This window comes from Dehalococcoidales bacterium (assembly GCA_041652735.1).
Lineage (GTDB): Bacteria > Chloroflexota > Dehalococcoidia > Dehalococcoidales > RBG-16-60-22 > RBG-13-51-18.
Map to the genome: position 1 here is coordinate 1 of JBAZGT010000029.1, position 22,276 is coordinate 22,276.

Genomic DNA, 22,276 nt, shown 5'->3' on the forward strand with positions numbered 1-22,276 from the left:
GGCCGCATAGCTCATTGGGCGGCTTGGCACCCCAGGATTTCATAGAACTAGCCGGAAGACGCTAAGATGCAGATGGCACTAAGAATGGGGTAAGGTCATCAAGGCTGGAAATCCACAACTCAAGGTATAGACTTGGAATTTAACAAAGATAATGTGCGTTACATTGTAGCTATCAAGTCAGGCCCTAACTGGGGAAACAGCAGCCAGATCAGGAAAATGAGGGATGACTTTCTTAAAGCAAAAAGGACTATTCATACCGGTAATTCTAAAATCAATATTGTTGCGATTAATGGCTGTTGTTACGGCAGGGATTCCAAACCAGATAAAGGGGATTACTACAAATATTGCGGTCAAGAGTTCTGGGAATTTATCTCCGGAAATACAGACTTATACGTGAAGTTAATCAAACCTCTCGGATATTCAGCCAAAGAAAAAAATGATGAATTCAATGAAAAATACGCGCAAATCGTCAATAAGTTCACCATAGAGTTCAGCAAAAAATTCGTTGTTGATGGGAAAATAAACTGGGACGCATTAGTCCAGTTCAATTCCTCAAAATTAAAACCCTAATTCCTTCTATCCCCCCAAATTTGACAAACCTCCCCCTTTACGCCTATCATTAGCCAAATTATTTAGCGGGAGGCGCGCATGAAAGAGAAAATTCAAGAGCAGATTACCGACGATTTAAAGCAGGCATCACGTACTGACACGACAATTACCATCATCGCCATAATTGTCACATTCGTATTATCCGGGCTGGCGTTGGGCTTTTCTTATAGTACCACCAACGAGAATTATCACTATATGACGAATAGTTACACACCCGAAATCACGCGTTTCGTACAAACCTACGCCGTAATCATAATGTTTGTGAGCCTGGCCGCTATCATCAGCGTGAACTGGTTTTCCATCGCCGCTCTTTTCAGCAGCAAAAAAAGGAAAGAAGGACTGGCGGAAAAACTGGCAAAATTATACCAGGAAGAAGGCTTAAGCCAGTATATTGACGATACCAATTTAACAAGTTACAAGTCACGGCGCAATATCTATGCCGTTATTTTGGGGAGTATAGCGAGCGTGGGGGTCATCCTGCCGCTGGTCGTCTTTATCAACAAAGTGGCAACGGGGAGCTACTAAAAGCCACCGGTCATCAACGAATAAAGGAGGCGCGCATGAAAGAGAGAATCTTCGAGCAAGTCAGTAAAGAGCTCAAGGTGGCCACGCGGCTGGACACGAAAATGGTTATCACGGCGATCGTGGTAACGCTGATACTGTTCTCCCTGGCCATGGGATTCGCGTTCAGCACGGTCACGCCGGACCTCGGCCAGTATTCCAGTCTCCTCGGTATCAGCAGCAACGCCACCTTCAACACCACCCCAACTATCATCATGTTCGTATTGCTGCTGGCTATCATCGTCATCGACTGCTACGCCGTGCGCACTTTAGCCAACAACAAAAAACAGCGCGCCAAACTCAACGAGGGGCTGATGAAGCTGTACAAAGACGAGGGTGTGGACCAGTATTATGACGGCTCCATTTTCAAGAGCTACGAGACGAGGTACAATCTTTTATCGGTGATGGTGGGGGCGGTGGGGGCGCTAAGCGTTATCGTGCCGCTGACCATATTTATAGACCAGCTTACCAAGCTTTAAGTAGAGGGATTAGAGATCAGGGTGAAGGGGAGAGGGGGAACTATTTTTCCCCTTCCCCTTCCAATTTCTTTTTAGCTTCATCCGCCAGCCGCTTTTGCTCCAGCTCCGCCAGCTGTTTCCTGACCTTTTCCTCGCCGACGGGGCGGAACTTTTTGGCCAGGTAGCCGCCGAAAAAGAAAGTGGAACGGTAGCGGTCTATATCTTCCCAGACATCATAGTTCTCCGCAAAGCGCTCCGCTTCCGGCTTGTTTTTTAGCTCCGGTCTCTCGTCCACGACAATGCCGTGACGGGCGCGGGCGGCATCCAACTCCCGCTCATCCTCGTCTTCCCCGCTGAACATGTTCCTGAAAAAAGAGAAAAGACCCATGGTAAACCTCTTTCCGGTAATTATTGAACGGGCGACGGCGCGCTCTGCGCCGCCGGGATAAACTCCTTTTTACCTATCGCGGTAAAGATTATAGCCGGTATGCCGCAGGGGAAAAAGGTAAGCGTGCCGGCGATAGACCCGGCCAGGGCCAGCCCCCAGACCCTTTTGCGCAGGGCAAAGATACCGCCTACTATCGCCAGGGCGCTGAGTAAAGCCATGATAATCCCCCACATCAGGTAAATGAAAAAGACAACCGTGAGGATATCCTCGTCAAAATCATGATAGTAGTTATAACGAATGCTGTCCGCGTCCACACCCACCACCAGCAGGACAACCGCCATCAGGATAATAAACAGGCTCAATAGCACCCCCAGCCCCCCGGAGACGATGGTAAGGATTCCACCTACTTTAGAATGGTTATGCATGCCGGCAACCCTCCCGGTCTAATTATACAACCTGCGGGTATTGTAACACTAAATACCACCCCGGACAATATCCAAAAAAAGCCTGCTGGCAAGCCGACGGAATACCGGAAGCGGCGGAAACGTAACATTTTTCCCCTATCCCATTGACAGGCATGGAGTTATAGTGCATAATAGCTACGTAAAAGATTTCAAACTAGAAGGTCAAGGAGTACATGCTAAAAATCAGACTTCGGCGTATGGGGGCCAGGGGACAACCAAGCTACAGGGTAATAGTAGTTGACAGCCGGGCACCCCGTGACGGGGCGTCCGTGGAGATTATCGGACATTTTGACCCCCGCACGGAACCGGAAACAATCGTCATCAAAGAAGAAAGGGCACTACACTGGCTGAAGCAGGGCGCACAACCGACAGACACCACTGCCAGACTACTGGGTAAGGCAGGTATCATGGAAAAGTTCAAACCAGTCAAGGAGAAGTGATGAAAGACCTAGTTGTGTACATTGCCAAGTCCATTGTCAATGAGCCGGATGCAGTGAATGTCGAAGAAGAAACCAACGAAGAAGGCATCACACTAAAGTTGCGTGTCGCCGATGACGACAAAGGCAGAATCATCGGCAAGCAAGGCCAGATAGCCCAGGCCATGCGCACTTTACTCCGGGTCAAGGCCGCCAAGGCCCAGACCAGGGTCCGCCTGGAAATCATGTAACAAAAACTCCCGGGAATCCGGGGGTAATATGTAATTTCTTTACATGTTTACCCTTTGTGCCTCTTAAAACTTAAGGCAGAGAGACTGACAGCGCACGGCAATTGTGCCAACAGGTAAAAAGAGCCCCGATTAACATCGGGGCTTTAGTTTTTTAGGGGGATAGGGCAGGATGGCGGTAAAATCGCTCACTCACCACGAGCTGAGGCTATTGGCTAAAGCTTGCGGCGGGACTTCACCTTCTCCGCCACGGAAAGCCTTACCAGAGCGCGGCGCAACGCCGCCTCGACGTGGGCGGCGTCCGCTCCGGCAGTTTTGCCTTCCGCCAGATGCTGCTCGGCGCGTTTCCGGGCTGCCTCGGCGCGGCTGGCATCAATTTCTTCCGCCCGCTCCGCCTGGTCCGCCAGGACGATAACGCGGTCCGGCCGCACCTCCAGAAAGCCGCCGGAAATAGCGATGATTTGCTCGTCCGCGCCTTTACGCACCACCAGCTCGCCGGCCTGGAGGATAGTCATCAGCGGGGCGTGGTGGGGCAGAATGCCAAGCTGTCCGGACGCGCCGGGAGCGATAACGGCCTCCACTTCCGCGGAATAGACGATACGCTCGGCGGTAACGATATCAATCTTAAAGCTAGGCATCAGGCCCCGGCCTCCAGTTTTTTAGCGGCTTCCGCCACTTCCTCGATGCCGCCCACCATGTAAAAAGCCTGCTCCGGCAGGTCATCATACTTGCCTTCCAGGATTTCCTTGAAGCCGCGCACGGTGTCTTCCACCTTGACATACTTGCCGGGGCGGCCGGTAAAGACCTCCGAGACGAACATGGGCTGGGAGAGGAACCGCTGGATGCGGCGCGCCCGGGCGACGGACTGCTTGTCTTCCTCGGAAAGCTCCTCGATGCCCAGGATGGCGATGATGTCCTGCAAATCCTTGTAGCGCTGGAGAACGCGCTGCACCTCACGGGCGACGCGGTAATGCTCCTCCCCGACCACCGAGGGGTCAAGGATGCGGGAGGTGGAGGTAAGGGGGTCGACGGCGGGGTAAAGGCCCTGCTCGGCGATAGACCTTTCCAGCGCCACCACGCCGTCCAGGTGCCCGAATGTCGTCACGACACCGGGGTCGGTGTAGTCATCGGCGGGGACATATATCGCCTGGAAAGAGGTAATGGAGCCCTTACGGGTGGAAGTGATACGCTCCTGGAGCTCGCCCATTTCCGTGGCCAGCGTGGGCTGGTAGCCCACCGCCGAGGGCATACGTCCCAAAAGCGCGGAGACCTCCATACCGGCCAGGGTATAGCGGTAGATATTATCGATAAAGAGCAGGACGTCCTGCCCTTCTTCATCGCGGAAATACTCGGCCATGGTCAGGCCGGTCAGCCCCACGCGCAGGCGCACGCCGGGCGGCTCGTTCATCTGCCCGAAGACCATCACCGTCTTGTCAATAACGCCAGACTCCTTCATCTCCCGCCAGAGATCGTTGCCCTCGCGGGAACGCTCGCCGATGCCGGTAAAAACGGAAAATCCGCTATGGACGGTAGCAATATTGCGGATAAGCTCCTGGATAATGATGGTCTTGCCCACGCCGGCGCCGCCGTAAGCCCCGATTTTACCGCCCCGGGTGAACGGCACGATAAGGTCGACCACTTTCAGGCCGGTCTCCAGGACCTGGGTGGAGGTCTCCTGCTCGGCGAAGGAGGGGGGCAAACGGTGGATGGGCCATTTGTCTTTAGCCTTGACCGCACCGAGGTCGTCCAGCGGCAAGCCCATGACATCGAACAATCGCCCTAAAGTTTCCTTCCCTACCGGGACCTTGAGCGCCGCGCCGGTATCCACGGCTTCAGCGCCGCGCGCCAGGCCGTCCGTGGGGGAAAGGGAGAGGCATCTTACCCAGTTATTGCCCAGGTGGTCCTGCACCTCCAGGACGATTTTCTCCGCGCCGCTCTGGATTTCCAGGGCGTTAAAGAGGGCGGGGAGTTCATCCGGCGGAAAGGCGACGTCCACCACCGTGCCGATTACCTGTACCACTTTTCCTATAGCCATAGCGACCTCACTGCTTTATGTTAAACTATATTTTCTTTTACTGCGAGTCAAACTCGACTGTCCCTTACACCGGAATAAGCCGATGATTGAGATTGCCACGCTTGCGTGCCATAACGCACTTCAGCGTGCAGGCACATCACTTCGTTCCTCGCAATGACAACATGGTATATTTATTACTCCAGCGCCGTCACCCCGCCGATGATATCCAGCAGGTCGCGGGTAATGGACTCCTGCCTGGCCTTGTTATACAGCAGGGTCAAATCCCCGATAAGCTCGTTGGCGCTATCGGTGGCGTTGCGCATGGCCACCATCCGGGCCGACTGCTCGCTGGCGATGGATTCCAGGATGGCGTGGTATATTTCCATCTCCACGAAGCGGGGCAGCAGGCCGCCCAGCACCTCTTCCGCGTCCGGCTCGTAAATATAGTCCACGTTCTGCCCGCCCGGTATCACCGCCGGCTCCACGGGCAATATCTGTTTCATGACCGGCTTCTGCACCAGCGTGGAAATAAAACCGGCGAAGGAAAGATACACCTTATCGATGACCTTATCCGTATATTCCTTGATAACGATATTGGCGATGGGGAGGATATCCAGGAAAGCGGGGGAGTCCCCGAGCTGGGTGAACTCGGCGCAGAGGTTGCAATTGCTGCGCGAAGCAAACTCGCGCCCCTTGCGCCCCACCGCCACCACCTCCACCGGGACTTTTTGCTCCAGCATGAAACCGGCCAGGCGGCGGTTGAGGTTGGCGTTAAGCCCGCCGCAGAGTCCCCGGTCCGGGGTGATGTGCACCACGGCGATTTTCTCCACCGGGCGGCGCTGCAAGAGCGGGTGCTGCAAACCGATATCCGGCAGCGCGGCGAGGTCCGCGATGACCTGCTCTATTTTCTGGGCATAGGGCCGCCCGGCCAGGCTGCGGTCCTGGGCTTTACGCATCTTGGAGGCGGCAATCATCTCCATCGCCCGGGTTATCTTGGCGATGTTCTGAACGCTCTTGATGCGGCGGCGCACTTTACGTATATCAGGCAAGTTTCAAAACCTCACTATATTGCCGAATATCAGCTATTTTTTCACCCTACCCTATTACATCAAGGGCGAGGGTTTGTTAGCCCCCAACCCTTACCCCTGGATTCCAGCCTGTGCTGGAATGACGTTGGAGTCTGACCTCTCCTCCTGTGTCCCCCTCTCCGCTGGCGGCGAGGGGGATTTTGAATTTAAGAGGGGCTGCGCCCCTCTTTGACGCCCCGTTCTATTTTTTCCCTTCTTTTATAGCGTCTAAAGTCTTTCTAGCGGCCGGGTAGTGCTTAATAACCATTTCCAGTTTGGCACACGGGTATGTTACACAATAGCCGCAGTTTTGCAGGCCTTTTTCCTCCGCGCAGGTGCGTATCTGGCACGTGGCGCAATGACCCATTTGAACACCTTTGGTAACACAGCCGGTACAGTTGATGGCGGATGTTTTCATCACGGGGATATTGTATTGTTTGGCCCACCTTTCCGCCGTCGCCCGGCGCAGATTATCATCGTTCTTGACCGTGGCGATATACGCGCTGCATTCGGAACAGACAAGCCCACAGTAAACAATATCTTTTTCTTTCATTACTTCACCCCCTATGTTCCCCTCTTCGCCGGCGGCGAGGGGGAAGTTATAGGTAAAAAGGCCCATATCCCTGCTGAACACCCTTTTGATTATTTGGCAAACCCCTGCTTGAACTCCAGGACGGCTTTTTTCAGGGTCGCTTCCGTTTCCGCGCTTAAGTCTTTTATTTTAGCGATGGACTTGCCTACATCCCCGTAGCTGGCTTCCATGAATCTATAGAACTCCACCTCAAAAGCGGCCAGTTTGTCCACCGGGATATCGTCCAGGTAGCCGTTGGTGACGGCGTAAAGCACCATAACCTGGCGCTCCTGCGGCACCGGGACGAACTGCCCCTGCTTTAAGACTTCCTGGATGCGCTCACCGCGCTCCAACTGCGACTGCGTGGCTTTATCCAGCTCCGCCGCGCCGAACTGGGCGAAAGCCGCCACCTCGCGGTACTGGCCCATATCCAGCTTGAGCCGCCCCGCCACCTTTTTCATGGCGGCGGTCTGGGCCTTGCTGCCCACGCGGGACACGGAGATGCCCACATTCAGGGCGGGCTTGATGCCGGCGTTAAATAAATCAGACTCCAGGTAAAGCTGGCCGTCCGTAATGGAAATAACGTTGGTGGGGATATAGGCGGAGACATCCCCCGCCTGCGTCTCGATTATAGGCAGGGCGGTCATCGAGCCGCCGCCCTTGGCTTTATCATACTTGGCCGCCCTTTCCAGCAGGCGGCTGTGCAGGTAAAATACGTCGCCGGGATAGGCCTCGCGGCCGGGCGGCCTTCTCAAAAGCAGGGAAAGCTGGCGGTAAGCCCAGGCGTGCTTGGAGAGGTCGTCGTAAATAATGAGAACGTCCTTGCCCTGCTCCATGAACTCCTCACCCATAGCGCAGCCGGCGTAAGGGGCCAGGTACTGCAAAGCCACCGAGTCCGCGGCGCTGGCGACGACGACGATGGTATGCTCCATGGCGCCGTGAGCGGTCAGGGTAGCCACCACGCGCGCCACCTGTGACGCCTTCTGGCCGATGGCCACATAGATACAGATTAGGTCGCCGCCCTTCTGGTGGATAATCGCGTCCAGGGCGATGGCGGTCTTGCCGGTAGAGCGGTCGCCGATGATAAGCTCGCGCTGTCCGCGGCCGATGGGGAACATGCTGTCCACCGCCTTGATGCCGGTCTGCACCGGCGTATCCACCGGGGCGCGGAGCACCACGTTGGGGGCCACGCGCTCGACGGGGCGGGTGCGGTCGGTCTTGATAGCGCCTTTGCCGTCCAGCGGGCGGCCCAGCGAGTCCACCACGCGCCCGATCATGGCATTCCCTACCGGTACATCAGCGATGCGGCCGGTGCACCTGACCTCATCGCCTTCCTTGATTTGAGTATAGTCGCCCAGGATAACGGAGGAAACGCTGTCCTCTTCCAGGTTCAGGGCGATACCGATGATATCATGGGGAAACTGAAGCAGCTCATTGTACCTGGCCGCGGCCAGGCCGTAAATACGGGCGATGCCGTCACCAATCTCGGTGACAGTGCCGACATCCACCAGCGTCACCGCCGTGCCGAACTGCTCTATCTGCTGCTTGATGATGGATACGATATCCTTGCCTTGTGTCGCCATCCTTGGTTACCTCCCGGGCTAGTTTACAGTTTGTAGTTTACAGTTATCAGTTATCAGTTATTAGTTATTAGTTCTCACCACCCCACCCCCTGAAAACCCTCTCTATCTCCCTTTGGTAAAGGGAGACGATACATTTACTTTTCTTTCGTCCCTCTTTCTTAAAGAGGGAGTTAAGGAGTTTTTAGCTACCCTTTGCCTTCCAAATTTCTTTTTAGCGCCGCCAGCTTGCTGCGGGTGGAGCCGTCCAGCAGCTTGCCGTCCACCCGGGCGATAATCCCCCCAAGAATTTCCGGGTCCACCCGGGCCTCCAGCGCTACTTTAGCGTCCAGCACAGCGCCCAGCCTGGCCGCCAGCGCTTCCTGCTCTTTATCATCCAGGGGAACGGCGGTAGTGATTTCCGCCGTCTCCATGCCGCGGTATTTATCCAGCAGCCGCCGGTACTCATCGGCAACTTGTATAATCAGTCCCGCGCCGGCCCGGGCAACCAAGAGCATCACCAGATTTAAAGCCAGCGGATTAATATCAGACAGGCGCTCTTTGAGGAAACGGGACTTGTCCGCCGTTTTAATCCTGGGGCTATCCAGGGCGGCCAAAAAGTCAGTATCGCCGAGGACACCGACTATTCTCTGAAGGTCGGCCTGCCAGCGGTCCATTTCATTTTTCTCCAGCGCTATTTCAAATACCGCCTGGGCGTAGCGCCGGGCATAAACACTATTAGCCATTATCCATACTCGTCATTGTTATGTCACCTTACCCCACCCCGAGATTCTTCGGTCGTTTTACTCCCTCAGAATGACATCCGGCTATTCTTCTTTACCGATGTTGCTTTCTTCCAGTACCTGGTCGATAAGGCGGCGGTGCTCTTCCTTGTCCAGCGATTTTTCAATAACCTTGCCCGCCGCCAGCACCGTCAAATCCGCGAACTCGCGGCGCACTTCATTAATAGCGTCGTCCCGCTCCTGCCGAATCTCAGCGCGGGCGCGGGTGACCAGGCCTTCCGCCTCTTTTTTGGCGTCTTCCTGCGCCTTCTGCTTGACCTCTTCCCCGGCCCTGACGGCGCGGGCGATTCTATCCTGCCCCTCGCGGCTGGCGGCTTCGAGCTGTTTTTTCAGCTCTTCTTCCCCCCTTGCCGATTGCGCCTTCAGGGCTTCCGCCTGCGCCATGCTTTCCTTGACCCGCCGGGAGCGCTCGTCCATCATGCGCATGATGGGTTTATAGGCGAACACCCTCAACAGCACCAGCAGGATGACAAAGGTCACCACCTGCGTTATCAACGTGGGTACGCTTATACCTAGTCCTTCCACATTAGCCTCCAGATAACCCGGCCGGGCGGCGCGTTCTTTGCCCCACCCCTACCCGCCGGGTAGCCGTGTTTACCGCAGCATTATCAGCCAGGTGACGGCCGCCAGTCCCACCATCACCCCGATGACCATGACCGCCGCGGCGATAACCATGATAAATGTAGGCAGTCCGCTATCTTCCATATTATCTTCTCCCAAAACAATCATTAGCCAGACACAGCTATAAGATTGCCAGAATAATAGCTATTACAAAGGCATAAATGCCGATGGCTTCCGCCATAGCGATGGCGATGAGCATGTTGGTCATGATAGGTCCCCGGGCTTCCGGGTTGCGCGCCAGGCCCTGCATAGCGCCGTAGCCCAGGATGCCGATGCCGATGCCCGGCCCGAGGGCGCCCAGCCCCATAGCCAGCCCCGCCGCTAAATATTTAACTGCTTGTGGGTCCATATTGTTCCTCCTTATTTAGGTAACGTAATAATATTCCCTTAATGCGCTTCTTCCTCGTGAGAAGAAACGGCCATGGAAACAAAAGCCAGCGTCAGGCCGCTGAATACCAGCGCCTGGATGAAGCCGACAAGTAACTCCAGCCCGTAAACTACCCAACCCACGGCCATGGGCAGCAGGAAAGCCGCCACCATGATCAAGACTTCCCCGGCCGTCATATTGCCAAAGAGACGGAAGGTAAAACTGACGATGCGGATAAGCTCGCTGAGCGCTTCCAGCACCCCCACGAAAATATCGATAACGCCGGAGAACAGCCCGGTCAGGCCCTGCTTGACCTTGCCCCTGAACACCTGCCCGATGCTGCGGAAAAACCCGCCCAGGTTAAAGAACTTGCGAAGGTATTTGATGCCCAGAGACCTCAGCCCGTAATACTCCACAAAGACAAAGGAGACCAGGGCGATGGCTAACGGCGTATTCAAATCCGTATTGGAACCACGCAGCAGCTCATATTCCTGCCCGTGGATATGAATCTGTATCGAACCAAAGCCGGGTATCAGGCTGAGCCAGGCGTTGAAAGCCACGAAGAGAAAGATGGTGCAGACCACCGGGAAGAACTTACGCCCGTTCTTCTCCCCGGCCACGCTGACGCAGAAATCATATATCCAGCCCAAAACAAACTCGAAGACGGCCTGTAACCTGCCCGGCACGAGCTTCATGCGGCGGGTTATCAGCCAGCTGCCCAGCGCCAGGAAAACGACGGTTATCCAGCCGGCGAGCATGGTATTGGTAATGGGCAGACCGAAAAGGTGGAAAAGTACCGGCGCGGGAAGTTCCGGCGCCGGGGAAGGAGAACTCAACCATGAGGGCAGATCGATACCGGGAAATAGTTTCTGCCCGATGCCCCCCGCCAGGAAGCCGATGACGACAATCGCCAGAGCGATGACGGCGCCGATGATTAAAACCGGAAACGAACAGCCTAGAAAGCCGCGCTTCTTGGGTGAAGTCACTAGCCGTGCTCCTCGTTCTGATTATTTTTCAAGAGGGGTTTTATCATGCGATACACACCGTAAACGGCAATCACCAAACCCGCCACTAAACCGATAATCATGAACAGCGGCCTTTTACCCCCCAGCCACCAGCCGGCCAATGTCCCCCCGACGATACAGGTCGCAATATAAAAGCCAATACCGGTTATCCGGAGCGCCGGTATCCATTTTCCCATACCAACCTCCCTGCGCCCCCGCCTTAAAGATGATATCAGAACTAGAGACCGCCGGTCAAATAAACCCGGCTTGAGGATATAGTACCTGAGGCACAAGGAAACATGGCTAAACCAAAGCTGAAAAGCGGCGTTCTCAGCCGGCGCGGAGGCGGTAAGCCGGCGGGGTATTTTCCCCTGCCCGGGCGGATGCACACGGTCATCCCGATGCTATCGGGACTGCCTCAGCCTGACATTCCATACAAGAGCAGCGGCTAGGCTTTCCTGCCTTTGAAGGGTACTTTGCCGAAACTGCCGACCGATACCTCGCCGGAGATATCGCTACCGGCTACCTTGCCCTGGTAAGCCAGCGCCATTTTGCCCATAGGCGTGTTTACTTCCGCGTTCCAGGAGACCTCGTCCCCTTTAACGGCGCCGCCGGTGAAGCTCACGTTGTCCGTGGCACTGACCATAGTGCCGCTGAGCTTGTCCCCGTCCGCCTTTAGCGTTAAAGTCAGTTCCTGCTTGCCCATCGGGGTATCAACTTCCACTTTGTAAGTGCCGTCAACCGCCATGATAACGCCTCCTCATTATTATGTTATCCCGCCGGGATACGCCTATATTAGTCTCATGGCACCGGGTTGTCAAACAAAAAAGCCCCGATTTAGCATCGGGGCTTAAAGGGCGGGGACAGGGGCGCTTACGACTTGCGCTTATCGAAGTCGTCAAGGTCAAGGGTGTTGATGAAATCATAGAAAGCGGACATTTTCTTTTTCATGTCCTCGTCGTTGACCCTGGGCGGTTTGCCATCGGACTCATCCTTATCGTCGAAGATGGGCTTGCCGGTCTCGCCGTCCAGCAGGATGCCGGCCTTGTCCAGCACCGATTCGTCAGCGTAAATGGGCACACTGGTCCTGACGGCCAAGGCCAGGGCATCACTGGGGCGGGAGTCCACCTCCAGCTGCTTGCCTTCTATATCCAGGATAACCTTGGCGAAAAAGGTATCATTCTTCAAATCATTAACGATAATGGAGTTGACGGCGGCGCCGAGGGTATCAATAACCGAGTTGAGCAGGTCATGGGTAAGGGGGCGGGGCACGGCCACCCCCTGGAGTTTCACGGCAATGGCATCAGCTTCAGCCGGGCCTATCCAGATGGGCAGATAGCGGTCAGACATTTTTTCTTTAAGAATCACCACCCGCTGGTAGTTCATCAAACTAACACGAATGCTGTCAATCGTCATTTCTATCATGGCAAAGCCTCCCTACCCGTATCACACCCATATTTTTAATTCTAAACCCCCATTATCCAACTGTCAAATAGATATTGTACTAAAGGCGGTACAATTTTAGGGGAAAAACGCCGGGCGGGGCGGGGGATGCCCAGCATCACAGCGCCAATCATGCTGTTGCGCCACGCCTAAATAGGTGTTTTTTAAGCGTTATTGGAAGGCGTCATTATTGCGCCTTTACGGCCAATGGACTGATAATATTAATGCAACTTATTTCAAGCTAAGGGGAGGTCTGTAAACATAGCCGCCGAATATGCTATAATAGAGAATCACCCTGCCCAAAATACCCACATTAAAGCGGAGGACAGAGCATGAGTCAAAAACCCAAGGCAGTAGTATGGTTCAAGGATGTTACCAAGAATGACATACCTCTGGTAGGAGGTAAAGGCGCCAACCTCGGAGAAATGACCAACGCTGGAATACCAGTACCCCCCGGATTTATCGTAACCTCATCAGCCTATTTTGATTTCGTCGAAAAAGCCAATCTGCAAGACAAAATCAAGTCGCTCTTAATCCCTCTGGACGTGCATGACAGCAAAATGCTGCAAGAAGTCGCCGCCAAAGTACAGAAGCTCATCACGGATGCCAAAATGCCCGCAGAAACCGCCAAAGCAATAGAAAAAGCCTACGTAGAAATGGGCAAGGGGCTGGTAGCCGTGAGGTCTTCAGGCACGGCGGAGGACCTGCCGGAGGCATCTTTCGCCGGGCAGCAGGCCACTTTCCTGAACGTGCAGGGAGAAAAAGAGGTGGTGGAGGCCGTCCAGGGATGCTGGGCATCGCTTTTCGGCGCCCGCGCTATCTTCTACCGCCATGAGCAGGGCTTCGACCATTTTAAGGTGGGCATAGCCGTGCCGGTACAGCGCATGGTGCAATCCGAGGCAGCCGGCGTCATGTTTACCGTGGAACCCACCACCAGCAACAAGGAAAAGATTACCATCGAGGCTGTCTTGGGGCTGGGCGAGATGATTGTCTCCGGTGATGTCACCCCGGACCATTACAGCATCGGCAAGAAAGACCTGAAAATCCTGAAAAAAGAAATCAAGAAACAGGAATGGAAACTGGTCAAGAAGCAGGGCGGACACGGCAAGAGCGATAATGTCAAGATAGACCTGACCAAAGAAGAACAGGCCCGGCAAAAAATTACCGACGCTGAAATAGTTGAGCTGGCTAAAATAGGGCTTACCCTGGAAAAACACTATAACTTTCCGCAGGATGTAGAGTGGGCCACGGAACACGGCAAAATCTACATCGTACAGACCCGCCCGATAACCACGCTCACGGAAACAGCCGGGGCTACTCATGACATCGATGCCCCGGTGCTTCTTTCCGGAGCGCCGGCCAGTCCCGGTGTAGCCAACGGGCCGGTGAAAATCGTGCCGGACCCCTCCGAGATAGATAAAGTGCTGGAAGGCGATATCCTGGTGGCGGAAATGACCACACCGGACTTCGTCCCGGCCATGAAACGCGCCGCCGCCATTGTTACCGACCGCGGCGGGAGGACGGCGCACGCCGCCATCGTCAGCCGCGAGCTGGGCATACCCTGCGTGGTGGGTTGCGAGAAAGCCACCACCACCCTTAAAGACGGCCAGATAATCACCGTGGACGGCGGTAACGGCAAGGTATATGACGGCAAGATAGAAGTTGCCTCTGACGTTAAAATACGCGCCCGGGGCGAGGTGGTAACCAAGACCAAGCTCCTGGCCAACCTGGCCCAGCCGGAAATAGTGGAGCGGGTAGCCAAGCGGGACGTGGACGGCATCGGCCTGTTGCGCGCCGAGTTCATGATCGCCGCAATCGGCGAGCACCCGAGCTACATGATTGAACAGGGCCGCGGGCAAGAGTTCGTCGATAAGCTGGCCGCCAGCCTGACTTTATTCGCTAAAGCTTTCCACCCCCGCCAGGTGGTCTATAGAACCAACGATTTCAAGTCCAACGAATACGCGGCGCTCAAGGGCGGCGCCAAGTTCGAGCAGCCCGAGGAAAATCCGATGATAGGCTACCGCGGCGCCTCGCGGTATATCACGGACATCGCCACGTTCAAGCTGGAGCTGGCCGCCATCAAGAAGGTTAGAGAGAAATACGATAACCTCTGGGTGATGATTCCCTTCGTCCGCACCGTTTCAGAAATGGAACGCACCGTGAAAATCATGGCGGAGGAGGGGCTGAAACGCTCGCCGACCTTTAAGCTCTGGATGATGTGCGAGATTCCTTCCAACGTTATCCTGCTGGACAAATTCATCGCCGTGGGCATCGACGGCATCTCCATAGGCTCCAACGACCTTACCCAGCTGACGCTGGGCATCGACCGCGACAGCGCCAGGCTGGCCGCCAGCTTTGACGAGCGCAACGAGGCGGTGATGCTTTCCATCGAGAAAGTGGTGAAGACCTGTAAGCAATTGGGCGTTACCTGCTCCATCTGCGGGCAGGCGCCGTCCGTCTATCCGGAGATTACCCAGAAGCTGGTGGAGTGGGGCGTGACCTCTGTATCCGTCAGCCCGGACATGATTGACCTGACGCGGGATATCATCGCCGCGGCGGAAGCGAAACTGGGCGTAAAATAGACTTTTTTCCTCTCAAGTGCTATCTTAGGGGCGGGTTAATAACCCGCCCCTGCTTTTTGTTCGTGATTCGTTTTGTAATTTTGCCCTTTTTTAAAAATTATTTTCTTTATAGCCGGACCGGACGATTTTACAGCTAAATACAAATATTTGTTTTTAGCACTCCAGCTTCAATTCGTTTCGTCAATTTTATCGGCATGATGTCGATTTAGCTACGCTTCGTTCCGGCAATTTTTTTAATTTATGCATTTGTTTTATGTTAAGTTGTGTTCTTCTTAAAAAACCCCTTAATCACCCTTTACTAAAGACCAGCTATAAAAAGTCAAGAGGCAAAATTAAAAATGCCAAGTGAGAAAAACCCCATCGGTATCGGTTGATATAATCGCGCCTGTTTTCTCATACAGACTAACCGCAGGTATATTTGAGCGACCGGTTGGGACAAACATTTTCATGATGTGCTTATTATTGCACAAAGCCTTTAATCGTTCGACAAGAGCTGTTCCCACGCCCTTTTTCCGACATTCGTCAATCACCGTAATGTCATATAGAAACATCATAGATTGCTCTCTGTCAGGCCGCTGCAATTCATAGGCAAACAAATAACCAATAGCCCTTTCATCGTCAACGGCTACCAGTAAATAATTAAGAGGGCTTGCAAGAAACAACCGCATCGCAGTGGGGGTGGTCAACTCAACCGGCAGATTATCTACAGCACATTTAATGGTTTTCATTGCATTAACGGCTAAATCTACATGATTTAAGTTGCAATGGATAATGTTCACCGGGTTACCTTCTGATTCTTAACGGCTATACAACCTCATTAGATATGCAGCGCACAATCGCTATCCAGCTCATTCGTATCTAACCGTAAGGACAGAGGTGCAATTCTTTAGTACGAAGCCAAGCTCCAAGGAGGAAGTACTGCGCCCTCTGTCTGTTACGCTCATTATCCCATCTCCAACACAGGATAACAAGGTTTTCATACGGTGCTCTTGTCAAAAACACCACAAATTCACTATACGTGGAGGAGACTGGAGTAGAGAAGCACACAGTAGAAAGTTTACGGCAGCACAGGCAGAAAAGGAAGAGGGTTTTGTCCAACCTCACCCCCTTTAGTTCCCCCTCTCCGTTGACAGAGAGGGGGATTATAAAAACCCTCTCCTGTCTCCCTTTGCGAAAGGGCGAAGATGTTATTTTTGGTGTTGCCTTTTGACGGCTGCTATTGTAGCATATCCTCAAAACCCCTGGAGTGTATCAACAATGCCCGACTGGTTAACCCAACTGAAAACCCAGATGGCGGAAATAACCCTCCCTCCTGCCCGTAAAATATGGTCCGGCGAATCTGCGGACGACGAACCGTTTTATAACTACAGGCTCCAGCACGTAGAACAGGTAGAACGGGACGCGCGCCGTTTATTAAAGGCTTACGGCGGTGATGAAGATATCGTTCTGGCATCCGTCTGGATTCATGACCGGTACCAACCGCAATATGAAGGTGAAAACCACGGCCCCCGGGCGGCGGAATGGGCAGAAAAGAACCTAAGCAAAACAGGCTTCCCCGCCGCTAAAGTTCCCGCCGTGGTTTACGCCGTATCCAAACACTCCAATCCTCCACATACAATACCAGAAAGCGCCAAAGAAGCGCGACTCCTTTGGGACGCTGACAAGATGGGCAAGACCGGCGCGCTTTGGGTGGTGTACCTGTTAAGCGGCGCCCCGGCCTTCCCCCAACAAAGAGTTGATTTCCCCTGGGTTGTCCGGGAGATGCGTTCATGGGACGGACCATCGGGAGGGCTTAAAGACATCTTGTACTTCCCTCTTTCACGGGAAATAGCGCAGGAAAGACACAGTGCTTTTAAAGCATTTTTCACCGCATTGGAACAGGAAACTGGTGAACCGGGATGATTGAAGATTTAAATATCCGCCAGTTCACCGAAGAGAAAGAGGAAGACCTTTCCCTGTTTGCCGTAAAGAGCAAGATGTCCCGCGGGCGGCAGCGCCCGGAAGCGCCCGACCCCATCCGCACCTGTTTCCAGCGCGACCGCGACCGCATTATCCACTGCAAGTCCTTCCGGCGGCTGAAGCACAAGACGCAGGTCTTTATCGCGCCGCTGGGCGACCATTACGTGACCCGGCTCACCCACACGCTGGAGGTATCGCAAATCGCCCGGACTATTTCACGGGCGCTGAATCTGAACGAAGACCTGACCGAGGCCATCGCGCTGGGGCATGACCTGGGGCATACCCCTTTCGGGCACTGGGGGGAGGACACGCTGGACGAGCTTTACAGCGAGGGCTTCCGCCATAACGAGCAAAGCCTGCGCATCGTGGAGCTGCTGGAAAAGGACGGGCGGGGTCTCAACCTGACCCTGGAGGTGCGGGACGGCATCGTCAGCCACTCCAAGAGCGAGGTGGCCGTCCTGGGCAAGGACTGGGGAAGTGTCGGCACGCTGGAGGGAGAGGTGGTCAAGATATCGGACATGGTGGCTTACATCAACCATGACATCGGGGACGCCATCCGCGCCGGCATCCTCACGGAGTCGGACCTGCCCGCGGCGGCGGTTAAAACACTCGGTAATTCCCACTCCCGGCGCATTAATACGATGGTCACGGACATCGTCCGAAGCTCCTGGGACGTGCGTATTTGTGATATAATGTCAACGAGACCCCCGCTTAAAATGAGCCCGGCGGTAATGTCCGCCGCCGAGACGCTGCGGGACTTCCTTTTCACGCGGGTCTACAACCCGAGCACCGGGCGGCCGGAAGCCGAAAACGCCAGGAACGTTATCATTTTCCTGTACGAATATTTTAACCGGCACGCGGACCGGCTGCCGCCGGAGTACCGTATTCATGCGGATACGGTGGCGCGGGGGGTGGTGGATTATATAGCCGGTATGACGGACCAGTACGCTTTAAGGCTGGCGGGAGAGCTGGGACACCGGGATAACAGGTAAACAACCAACATAAACAACACAGGACATAGCTAAACAGAGCGATTTTCCCCAAAAAGTCTATACATCGAATTGGCTTAGCGGTATAATTAGGCTGTGCCAACGGTGATGAAGCTAAAAGGATTCCGGTTTTTCTTTTTCAGTAACGATGCCAGTGAGCCGGTTCATATTCACGTCGAGTCCGATGACAAATATGCCAAATTCTGGCTTGAGCCGGTACAGTTAGCCAAATCGGTCGGCTACAATGCCAGGGAACTGAGCTAAATAAGAAGATTGATAACGGAGAATATCGGTGCTATGAGGAGGAGGTGGGATGAATATTTCAGTCACCAGGACTGAGGCGATGGCTACCGAGGTATGGTTCGACGCTGACATGATGCATGTACGCTTGTTGGACGGGAGAGAAATCAATGTACCGGTCGAATGGTTTCCCAAGCTGCGTAATGCCACCGAAGCGCAAAAAAAGAACTGGAGACTCATCGGCAAGGGCATCGGCATACACTGGGAAGATATAGATGAGGATATTCTGGTAGCCTCACTATTGACCGTATAAAAAATCAGGTACGCTTTAAGGCTGGCGGAAGAACTGAAGAAATAACGATTAGCTATATTTTTTGATTACCATTATAGATTATAACGACCGACCTCTCCCCCTAACCCCCTCTCCGTTTACAGAGAGGGGGAACTGAAAAGGGGACTAAATAACACAATGATTACCATTATCGATTATAACGCGGGTAATATCAGAAGCGTCCTGCGCGCCTGCGCGGAGGTGGGGGTGAAAGCCGCCATCACCGGCGACCCCCAGGCGGTAGCCCTGGCGGAGAAAATCATTTTCCCGGGGGTGGGGGCGGCGCCGAGCGCCATGGCACACCTGCAAAAAACGGGGCTGGACGCCGCGCTGAAAAACGCCTTTAACGCCGGGGTGCCGGTGCTGGGCATCTGCATCGGCACACAGATTATCCTGGATTCTTCCGAGGAAGGCCCGCAAAAGTGCCTGGGGCTGGTGGCGGGGCAAACGGTGCGTTTCCGGCTCCGGGACAAAACGCTGAAAATACCGCACATCGGCTGGAACGAGGTTAAAGTGGTCAAAGCCCATCCCCTGCTGGAAGGCATCAAGCCGGGGGACGAGTTCTATTTTGTCCACTCTTTTTACCCCCGGCCGGCCCAACAAGAAAATGTTTACGCCGTGGCGGAATACGGCGGGGACTTTTGCTGCGCGCTGGGGTATAAAAACCTCTTCGCCACCCAGTTCCACCCGGAAAAGAGCGGTCGGCTGGGGCTGGAGTTTTTGGGGAGGTTTGCCCGGTGGGAGGGGAAGCAGTAGAGATGTCATTCTGACGCGGGTCAGAATCCACCCCCTTTTTTCCTGGATTCCAGCCGGAGTTTACCCCGTACGACGATACGGGGCCGGAACGACAACAGGACTGGTAATGGTTTATTATGTTAAGTAAAAGACTGGTAATCTGCCTGGACGTCCGCGGCGGCAAGCTCGCCAAGAGCGTGAAATTCGTGGATACCAAGGACATCGGCGACCCCGTGGCCAAAGCCCGCCAGTACTACGAGGACGGCGTGGACGAGCTGGTCTTCTATGACATCACCGCCTCCCGGGAAGAGCGGGACATCATGATAGACCTGGTGGAAAAAGCGGCCTCGCAAATCTTTATCCCCTTCTCGGTGGGGGGCGGCATACGCTCGGTGGAAGACGCCACCAAGCTGCGCAACGCCGGGGCGGAAAAGGTAAACGTGAACACCGCCGCCGTCAAGCGCAAGGAGGTAATCGCGGAAATATCCCGCGCCATCGGGGCGCAGAGCACCATCCTCTCCATGGACTTGCGGCAGGCCCAAGTCACTAAAGAAATCCCCTCCGGCTACGAGATTGTCATTAACGGGGGCGTAACGCCCACGGGCATCGACGCTTTGTGGTGGGCGCAGGAAGGGGAACGGCTGGGGGCGGGCGAGCTGGTTATCAACTCCATCGACGCCGACGGCACCAAGGAAGGGTACGAGATAAAGCTTACCCGGCTGATCGCGGACGCGGTAAGCATACCGGTAATCGCCTCCGGCGGGGCGGGCAAGCCCGAGCATTTATACGACGTGCTGACGGAAGGCCATGCGGACGCCGCGCTGGTGGCGTCAATCACCCACTACGGGGAGTACACCTGCCGCCAGCTTAAAGAGTACCTCCACGGGCGCGGTATCAAGATGAGGATGAATTATTAGCTAGTTTACAGTAGACAGTTAACAGTTTTCAGTTGACAGTGGGGGAAAAGGGGTGGGGTCTGTAAACTGTAAACTTCCCCTTTTCTTCTAAAACTGTTAACCTATTTCCCCTATCCCCCTTTAAAATCTGATATAATATATATTTGCCATCATGAGTGTTATCGACGAAGTAAAACAGAAAATAGACATCGCCGAGGTTGTCGGGCAGTACACCACGCTGAAAAAAGCGGGGCGCAACCTGACGGCGCTCTGCCCCTTCCACAGCGAGAAAACGCCCTCCTTCTTCGTTTTCCCGGAGCGGCAGAGCTGGCACTGCTTCGGCGCCTGCAGCACCGGCGGGGACGTCTTTTCCTTCCTGATGAAAAAAGAGGGGCTGGAGTTCGGGGAGGCGCTGCGGCGGCTCGCCCTGAAGGCGGGCGTCGCTTTACCGGAGAAATCCGCGCCCGGCGTCAGGAAAGAGGAAAAAGAGGAGTACTACCAGGTCAATGACGCCGCCGCCATGTATTTTCACAACCTGCTGCTCAACTCCCCGGCGGCGGCCAAAGCCAAAAGCTACGTGGAGCAACGGGGGCTGACCGCCACGTCCATCTCCGATTTTCAGTTGGGCTACAGCCTGGACAGCTGGGACGCCTTAAAGCTTTACCTGATGGAGCGGGGCTACAGCGAAAAACTGCTGGTCACCGCCGGACTGCTTTACGAAAACGAGAAAGGCAAGACGACCGACCGCTTCCGCGGCAAGCTGATGATTCCCATCCGGGACGCGCGGGGTCGGGTAACGGGGTTCGGTTCCAGGGTGCTGGACGATTCCCAACCCAAGTATATCAACTCGCCGCAGACGCCGACCTTCGACAAGAGCGGGACGCTTTACGGCATCGACCGCGCCGCCGCGGAGATAAGAAAGCAGGACAAAGCCATCATCATGGAAGGCTACATGGACGTCATCACGGCTCACCAATGCGGCGTCACCAACGCCGTGGCCTCCATGGGCACGGCCATTACGGAAACGCAGGTCAACATCCTGAAAAAGCTCAGCAAGAACCTGTATCTATCGCTCGATGCGGACGCCGCCGGCGAGGAAGCCATGCTGAGAACGGTGGGCTATGAGAACGTTATAGGCGCGGAGATAAAAGTCATCCGGCTGCCGGAAGGCAAAGACCCGGACGAGGTGATGCTGGAGGACATGAACAGCTGGGATGCGTTCGTGGCCGCCGCCGTGCCGCTGATAGATTTCATGTTTGAAAAGACGGTGGGCAAACTAGACATTACCAGCGCCGGGGGCAAGTCCAAAGCAGTGGACGGTCTGCTGCCGGTGCTGGCCGCCATTAACGACCCCATCCGGCAGGCGCATTACCTGCAAAAGCTGGCGGCCCTGGTAAAAGTGGACATGGATACCATCAAGGCTTCACTGGGCCGGCTGAAGCCTTCACCCGTTAAACGCAGGACCGCGGCGCCGAATCCGGCCCTGACGGGCACGCGGGCGGCGGCATCCGGCGTGCGGGAGGAGTATTTCCTGTGCCTGCTGCTGCTGCACCCGGAGCTGAAAAACAGCCGGGAAGATTTATCCGACTATATTATAAACAGTGAAAACCGGGAGATTTACCGCGCCTGCCAGGAATGCGCGGACATACCGGCGCTTAAAGAGCGCCTGGACCCCGCCATCCACGAGCACCTGGACGCCATTTTAAACAAGACCATGCCCACCGCGAAAAACAACGTCGAGGGCAGGTTTAACGATTGCGTCATGGTGTTGAGGAAGACCTACCTCAGGAACCTGGCCGCCCGGCGGGCGGAATCCGGTGAGTCCGGAGAGTCCGGGGTGGACACCACGCGCCTGGAAGAAGACGTGGCCATCAGCAATCAACTGCGGGAACTGGACTCCCGTAAGCTCAAGCAGCGTAACGCTACCCTCGGCAAGATAAGGAGATAACCC

Annotated in this window: 28 protein-coding genes and 1 pseudogene; 14 read left to right on the forward strand and 15 right to left on the reverse strand. The window is 54.8% G+C overall.

What is annotated here, in order from left to right; genetic code table 11:
• Positions 1-111: 111 nt before the first annotated feature.
• The 3 genes and pseudogenes from WC370_09655 (at position 112) to WC370_09665 (ending at position 1,649) form a co-directional block, all read left to right on the forward strand.
• A pseudogene (locus WC370_09655) lies at positions 112-570 on the forward strand (PmeII family type II restriction endonuclease).
• Positions 571-648: 78 nt separating this feature from the next.
• A complete protein-coding gene (locus WC370_09660) occupies positions 649-1,134 on the forward strand; it encodes a hypothetical protein (protein ID MFA5309731.1) in 486 nt (161 codons plus the stop codon).
• 35 nt (positions 1,135-1,169) lie between these two features.
• The gene (locus tag WC370_09665) at positions 1,170-1,649 is read left to right on the forward strand and encodes a hypothetical protein (protein MFA5309732.1); all 480 of its coding nucleotides are present in this window, start codon (positions 1,170-1,172) and stop codon (positions 1,647-1,649) included.
• Positions 1,650-1,689: 40 nt separating this feature from the next.
• On the opposite strand, the gene WC370_09670 is transcribed toward WC370_09665, so the two are convergent.
• Positions 1,690-2,016: a hypothetical protein gene (locus WC370_09670; protein MFA5309733.1), complete on the reverse strand. Its 327-nt coding sequence runs from the start codon at positions 2,014-2,016 to the stop codon at positions 1,690-1,692.
• A 20-nt stretch (positions 2,017-2,036) separates the two neighbouring features.
• Positions 2,037-2,441 carry a hypothetical protein gene (locus tag WC370_09675; GenBank protein MFA5309734.1) on the reverse strand — a complete coding sequence of 135 codons (405 nt, stop codon included), beginning with the start codon at positions 2,439-2,441 and terminating at the stop codon, positions 2,037-2,039.
• Positions 2,442-2,653: 212 nt separating this feature from the next.
• Between WC370_09675 and rpsP the strand changes: the two genes are divergently transcribed.
• Together rpsP and WC370_09685 are read left to right on the forward strand one after the other, a co-directional pair.
• Positions 2,654-2,920, forward strand: coding sequence for a 30S ribosomal protein S16 (gene rpsP / locus WC370_09680; GenBank protein ID MFA5309735.1), 267 nt, complete (start codon positions 2,654-2,656; stop codon positions 2,918-2,920).
• Entirely contained in the window at positions 2,920-3,147 is a 228-nt protein-coding gene (locus tag WC370_09685) for a KH domain-containing protein (protein ID MFA5309736.1), read from the forward strand. Before rpsP ends, WC370_09685 begins: the two co-directional genes overlap by 1 nt.
• 212 nt (positions 3,148-3,359) lie before the next feature.
• Here the strand turns inward: WC370_09685 and WC370_09690 are convergent, their stop codons facing one another.
• The 10 genes from WC370_09690 to WC370_09735 form a co-directional block, all read right to left on the reverse strand.
• The gene (locus WC370_09690; GenBank protein MFA5309737.1) at positions 3,360-3,782 is read right to left on the reverse strand and encodes a F0F1 ATP synthase subunit epsilon; all 423 of its coding nucleotides are present in this window, start codon (positions 3,780-3,782) and stop codon (positions 3,360-3,362) included.
• Positions 3,782-5,179, reverse strand: a complete 1,398-nt coding sequence (gene atpD / locus WC370_09695; protein ID MFA5309738.1) for a F0F1 ATP synthase subunit beta — start codon at positions 5,177-5,179, stop codon at positions 3,782-3,784. Before atpD ends, WC370_09690 begins: the two co-directional genes overlap by 1 nt.
• A gap of 173 nt (positions 5,180-5,352) precedes the next feature.
• Positions 5,353-6,207 (reverse strand): ATP synthase F1 subunit gamma, encoded by an 855-nt coding sequence (gene atpG / locus WC370_09700; protein ID MFA5309739.1) that lies wholly within the window; start codon positions 6,205-6,207, stop codon positions 5,353-5,355.
• Positions 6,208-6,427: 220 nt separating this feature from the next.
• On the reverse strand, positions 6,428-6,778 hold the full coding sequence (locus tag WC370_09705) for a DUF3795 domain-containing protein (GenBank protein ID MFA5309740.1): 351 nt from the start codon (positions 6,776-6,778) through the stop codon (positions 6,428-6,430).
• Positions 6,779-6,867: 89 nt separating this feature from the next.
• Positions 6,868-8,379: a F0F1 ATP synthase subunit alpha gene (atpA, locus tag WC370_09710; protein ID MFA5309741.1), complete on the reverse strand. Its 1,512-nt coding sequence runs from the start codon at positions 8,377-8,379 to the stop codon at positions 6,868-6,870.
• Between the two features lie 185 nt (positions 8,380-8,564).
• Positions 8,565-9,101 (reverse strand): ATP synthase F1 subunit delta, encoded by a 537-nt coding sequence (gene atpH / locus WC370_09715; protein ID MFA5309742.1) that lies wholly within the window; start codon positions 9,099-9,101, stop codon positions 8,565-8,567.
• A gap of 81 nt (positions 9,102-9,182) precedes the next feature.
• Entirely contained in the window at positions 9,183-9,695 is a 513-nt protein-coding gene (gene atpF, locus WC370_09720; protein ID MFA5309743.1) for a F0F1 ATP synthase subunit B, read from the reverse strand.
• Between the two features lie 205 nt (positions 9,696-9,900).
• A complete protein-coding gene (gene atpE, locus WC370_09725; GenBank protein MFA5309744.1) occupies positions 9,901-10,128 on the reverse strand; it encodes an ATP synthase F0 subunit C in 228 nt (75 codons plus the stop codon).
• Between the two features lie 38 nt (positions 10,129-10,166).
• Positions 10,167-11,132 (reverse strand): FoF1 ATP synthase subunit a, encoded by a 966-nt coding sequence (locus WC370_09730; GenBank protein ID MFA5309745.1) that lies wholly within the window; start codon positions 11,130-11,132, stop codon positions 10,167-10,169.
• The gene (locus WC370_09735; GenBank protein MFA5309746.1) at positions 11,132-11,347 is read right to left on the reverse strand and encodes an AtpZ/AtpI family protein; all 216 of its coding nucleotides are present in this window, start codon (positions 11,345-11,347) and stop codon (positions 11,132-11,134) included. The genes WC370_09730 and WC370_09735 overlap by 1 nt, the downstream gene beginning before the upstream one ends.
• Positions 11,348-11,449: 102 nt before the next feature.
• Between WC370_09735 and WC370_09740 the strand changes: the two genes are divergently transcribed.
• Entirely contained in the window at positions 11,450-11,602 is a 153-nt protein-coding gene (locus WC370_09740) for a hypothetical protein (GenBank protein ID MFA5309747.1), read from the forward strand.
• On the opposite strand, the gene WC370_09745 is transcribed toward WC370_09740, so the two are convergent.
• Complete coding sequence (locus WC370_09745) at positions 11,599-11,898, reverse strand: hypothetical protein (GenBank protein ID MFA5309748.1); 300 nt, start codon at positions 11,896-11,898, stop codon at positions 11,599-11,601. The genes WC370_09740 and WC370_09745 overlap by 4 nt on opposite strands.
• Before the next feature lie 125 nt (positions 11,899-12,023).
• Positions 12,024-12,575: a bifunctional nuclease family protein gene (locus tag WC370_09750; GenBank protein ID MFA5309749.1), complete on the reverse strand. Its 552-nt coding sequence runs from the start codon at positions 12,573-12,575 to the stop codon at positions 12,024-12,026.
• Positions 12,576-12,925: 350 nt separating this feature from the next.
• Between WC370_09750 and ppsA the strand changes: the two genes are divergently transcribed.
• Positions 12,926-15,175 (forward strand): phosphoenolpyruvate synthase, encoded by a 2,250-nt coding sequence (gene ppsA, locus WC370_09755; GenBank protein ID MFA5309750.1) that lies wholly within the window; start codon positions 12,926-12,928, stop codon positions 15,173-15,175.
• A gap of 332 nt (positions 15,176-15,507) precedes the next feature.
• Here the strand turns inward: ppsA and WC370_09760 are convergent, their stop codons facing one another.
• Entirely contained in the window at positions 15,508-15,954 is a 447-nt protein-coding gene (locus WC370_09760) for a GNAT family N-acetyltransferase (protein ID MFA5309751.1), read from the reverse strand.
• Positions 15,955-16,432: 478 nt separating this feature from the next.
• Here WC370_09760 and WC370_09765 point away from each other — a divergent pair, with 478 nt between their 5' ends.
• The 7 genes from WC370_09765 to dnaG all read left to right on the forward strand — a co-directional run bounded on the left by WC370_09765 (position 16,433) and on the right by dnaG (position 22,273).
• Complete coding sequence (locus WC370_09765; GenBank protein ID MFA5309752.1) at positions 16,433-17,077, forward strand: hypothetical protein; 645 nt, start codon at positions 16,433-16,435, stop codon at positions 17,075-17,077.
• On the forward strand, positions 17,074-18,126 hold the full coding sequence (locus tag WC370_09770; protein MFA5309753.1) for a deoxyguanosinetriphosphate triphosphohydrolase: 1,053 nt from the start codon (positions 17,074-17,076) through the stop codon (positions 18,124-18,126). The genes WC370_09765 and WC370_09770 overlap by 4 nt, the downstream gene beginning before the upstream one ends.
• Before the next feature lie 105 nt (positions 18,127-18,231).
• The gene (locus WC370_09775; GenBank protein MFA5309754.1) at positions 18,232-18,387 is read left to right on the forward strand and encodes a DUF4160 domain-containing protein; all 156 of its coding nucleotides are present in this window, start codon (positions 18,232-18,234) and stop codon (positions 18,385-18,387) included.
• 49 nt (positions 18,388-18,436) lie between these two features.
• A complete protein-coding gene (locus WC370_09780) occupies positions 18,437-18,676 on the forward strand; it encodes a DUF2442 domain-containing protein (protein ID MFA5309755.1) in 240 nt (79 codons plus the stop codon).
• Between the two features lie 156 nt (positions 18,677-18,832).
• Entirely contained in the window at positions 18,833-19,450 is a 618-nt protein-coding gene (gene hisH / locus WC370_09785; protein ID MFA5309756.1) for an imidazole glycerol phosphate synthase subunit HisH, read from the forward strand.
• Positions 19,451-19,566: 116 nt separating this feature from the next.
• A complete protein-coding gene (gene hisF / locus WC370_09790) occupies positions 19,567-20,346 on the forward strand; it encodes an imidazole glycerol phosphate synthase subunit HisF (GenBank protein ID MFA5309757.1) in 780 nt (259 codons plus the stop codon).
• Positions 20,347-20,497: 151 nt separating this feature from the next.
• Complete coding sequence (dnaG, locus tag WC370_09795) at positions 20,498-22,273, forward strand: DNA primase (GenBank protein ID MFA5309758.1); 1,776 nt, start codon at positions 20,498-20,500, stop codon at positions 22,271-22,273.
• Positions 22,274-22,276: the final 3 nt, after the last annotated feature.

Excerpts from the sequence above, each read along its gene's own strand:
- WC370_09660 (MFA5309731.1), top strand. The coding sequence starts at position 649 with ATGAAAGAGAAAATTCAAGAGCAGATTACCGACGATTTAAAGCAGGCA.
- WC370_09665 (MFA5309732.1), top strand. The coding sequence starts at position 1,170 with ATGAAAGAGAGAATCTTCGAGCAAGTCAGTAAAGAGCTCAAGGTGGCC.
- WC370_09670 (MFA5309733.1), bottom strand. The coding sequence starts at position 2,016 with ATGGGTCTTTTCTCTTTTTTCAGGAACATGTTCAGCGGGGAAGACGAG.
- WC370_09675 (MFA5309734.1), bottom strand. The coding sequence starts at position 2,441 with ATGCATAACCATTCTAAAGTAGGTGGAATCCTTACCATCGTCTCCGGG.
- rpsP (MFA5309735.1), top strand. The coding sequence starts at position 2,654 with ATGCTAAAAATCAGACTTCGGCGTATGGGGGCCAGGGGACAACCAAGC.
- WC370_09685 (MFA5309736.1), top strand. The coding sequence starts at position 2,920 with ATGAAAGACCTAGTTGTGTACATTGCCAAGTCCATTGTCAATGAGCCG.
- WC370_09690 (MFA5309737.1), bottom strand. The coding sequence starts at position 3,782 with ATGCCTAGCTTTAAGATTGATATCGTTACCGCCGAGCGTATCGTCTAT.
- atpD (MFA5309738.1), bottom strand. The coding sequence starts at position 5,179 with ATGGCTATAGGAAAAGTGGTACAGGTAATCGGCACGGTGGTGGACGTC.
- WC370_09705 (MFA5309740.1), bottom strand. The coding sequence starts at position 6,778 with ATGAAAGAAAAAGATATTGTTTACTGTGGGCTTGTCTGTTCCGAATGC.
- atpA (MFA5309741.1), bottom strand. The coding sequence starts at position 8,379 with ATGGCGACACAAGGCAAGGATATCGTATCCATCATCAAGCAGCAGATA.
- atpH (MFA5309742.1), bottom strand. The coding sequence starts at position 9,101 with ATGGCTAATAGTGTTTATGCCCGGCGCTACGCCCAGGCGGTATTTGAA.
- atpE (MFA5309744.1), bottom strand. The coding sequence starts at position 10,128 with ATGGACCCACAAGCAGTTAAATATTTAGCGGCGGGGCTGGCTATGGGG.
- WC370_09735 (MFA5309746.1), bottom strand. The coding sequence starts at position 11,347 with ATGGGAAAATGGATACCGGCGCTCCGGATAACCGGTATTGGCTTTTAT.
- WC370_09740 (MFA5309747.1), top strand. The coding sequence starts at position 11,450 with ATGGCTAAACCAAAGCTGAAAAGCGGCGTTCTCAGCCGGCGCGGAGGC.
- WC370_09745 (MFA5309748.1), bottom strand. The coding sequence starts at position 11,898 with ATGGCGGTTGACGGCACTTACAAAGTGGAAGTTGATACCCCGATGGGC.
- WC370_09750 (MFA5309749.1), bottom strand. The coding sequence starts at position 12,575 with ATGATAGAAATGACGATTGACAGCATTCGTGTTAGTTTGATGAACTAC.
- ppsA (MFA5309750.1), top strand. The coding sequence starts at position 12,926 with ATGAGTCAAAAACCCAAGGCAGTAGTATGGTTCAAGGATGTTACCAAG.
- WC370_09765 (MFA5309752.1), top strand. The coding sequence starts at position 16,433 with ATGCCCGACTGGTTAACCCAACTGAAAACCCAGATGGCGGAAATAACC.
- WC370_09770 (MFA5309753.1), top strand. The coding sequence starts at position 17,074 with ATGATTGAAGATTTAAATATCCGCCAGTTCACCGAAGAGAAAGAGGAA.
- WC370_09775 (MFA5309754.1), top strand. The coding sequence starts at position 18,232 with ATGAAGCTAAAAGGATTCCGGTTTTTCTTTTTCAGTAACGATGCCAGT.
- WC370_09780 (MFA5309755.1), top strand. The coding sequence starts at position 18,437 with ATGAATATTTCAGTCACCAGGACTGAGGCGATGGCTACCGAGGTATGG.
- hisH (MFA5309756.1), top strand. The coding sequence starts at position 18,833 with ATGATTACCATTATCGATTATAACGCGGGTAATATCAGAAGCGTCCTG.
- hisF (MFA5309757.1), top strand. The coding sequence starts at position 19,567 with ATGTTAAGTAAAAGACTGGTAATCTGCCTGGACGTCCGCGGCGGCAAG.
- dnaG (MFA5309758.1), top strand. The coding sequence starts at position 20,498 with ATGAGTGTTATCGACGAAGTAAAACAGAAAATAGACATCGCCGAGGTT.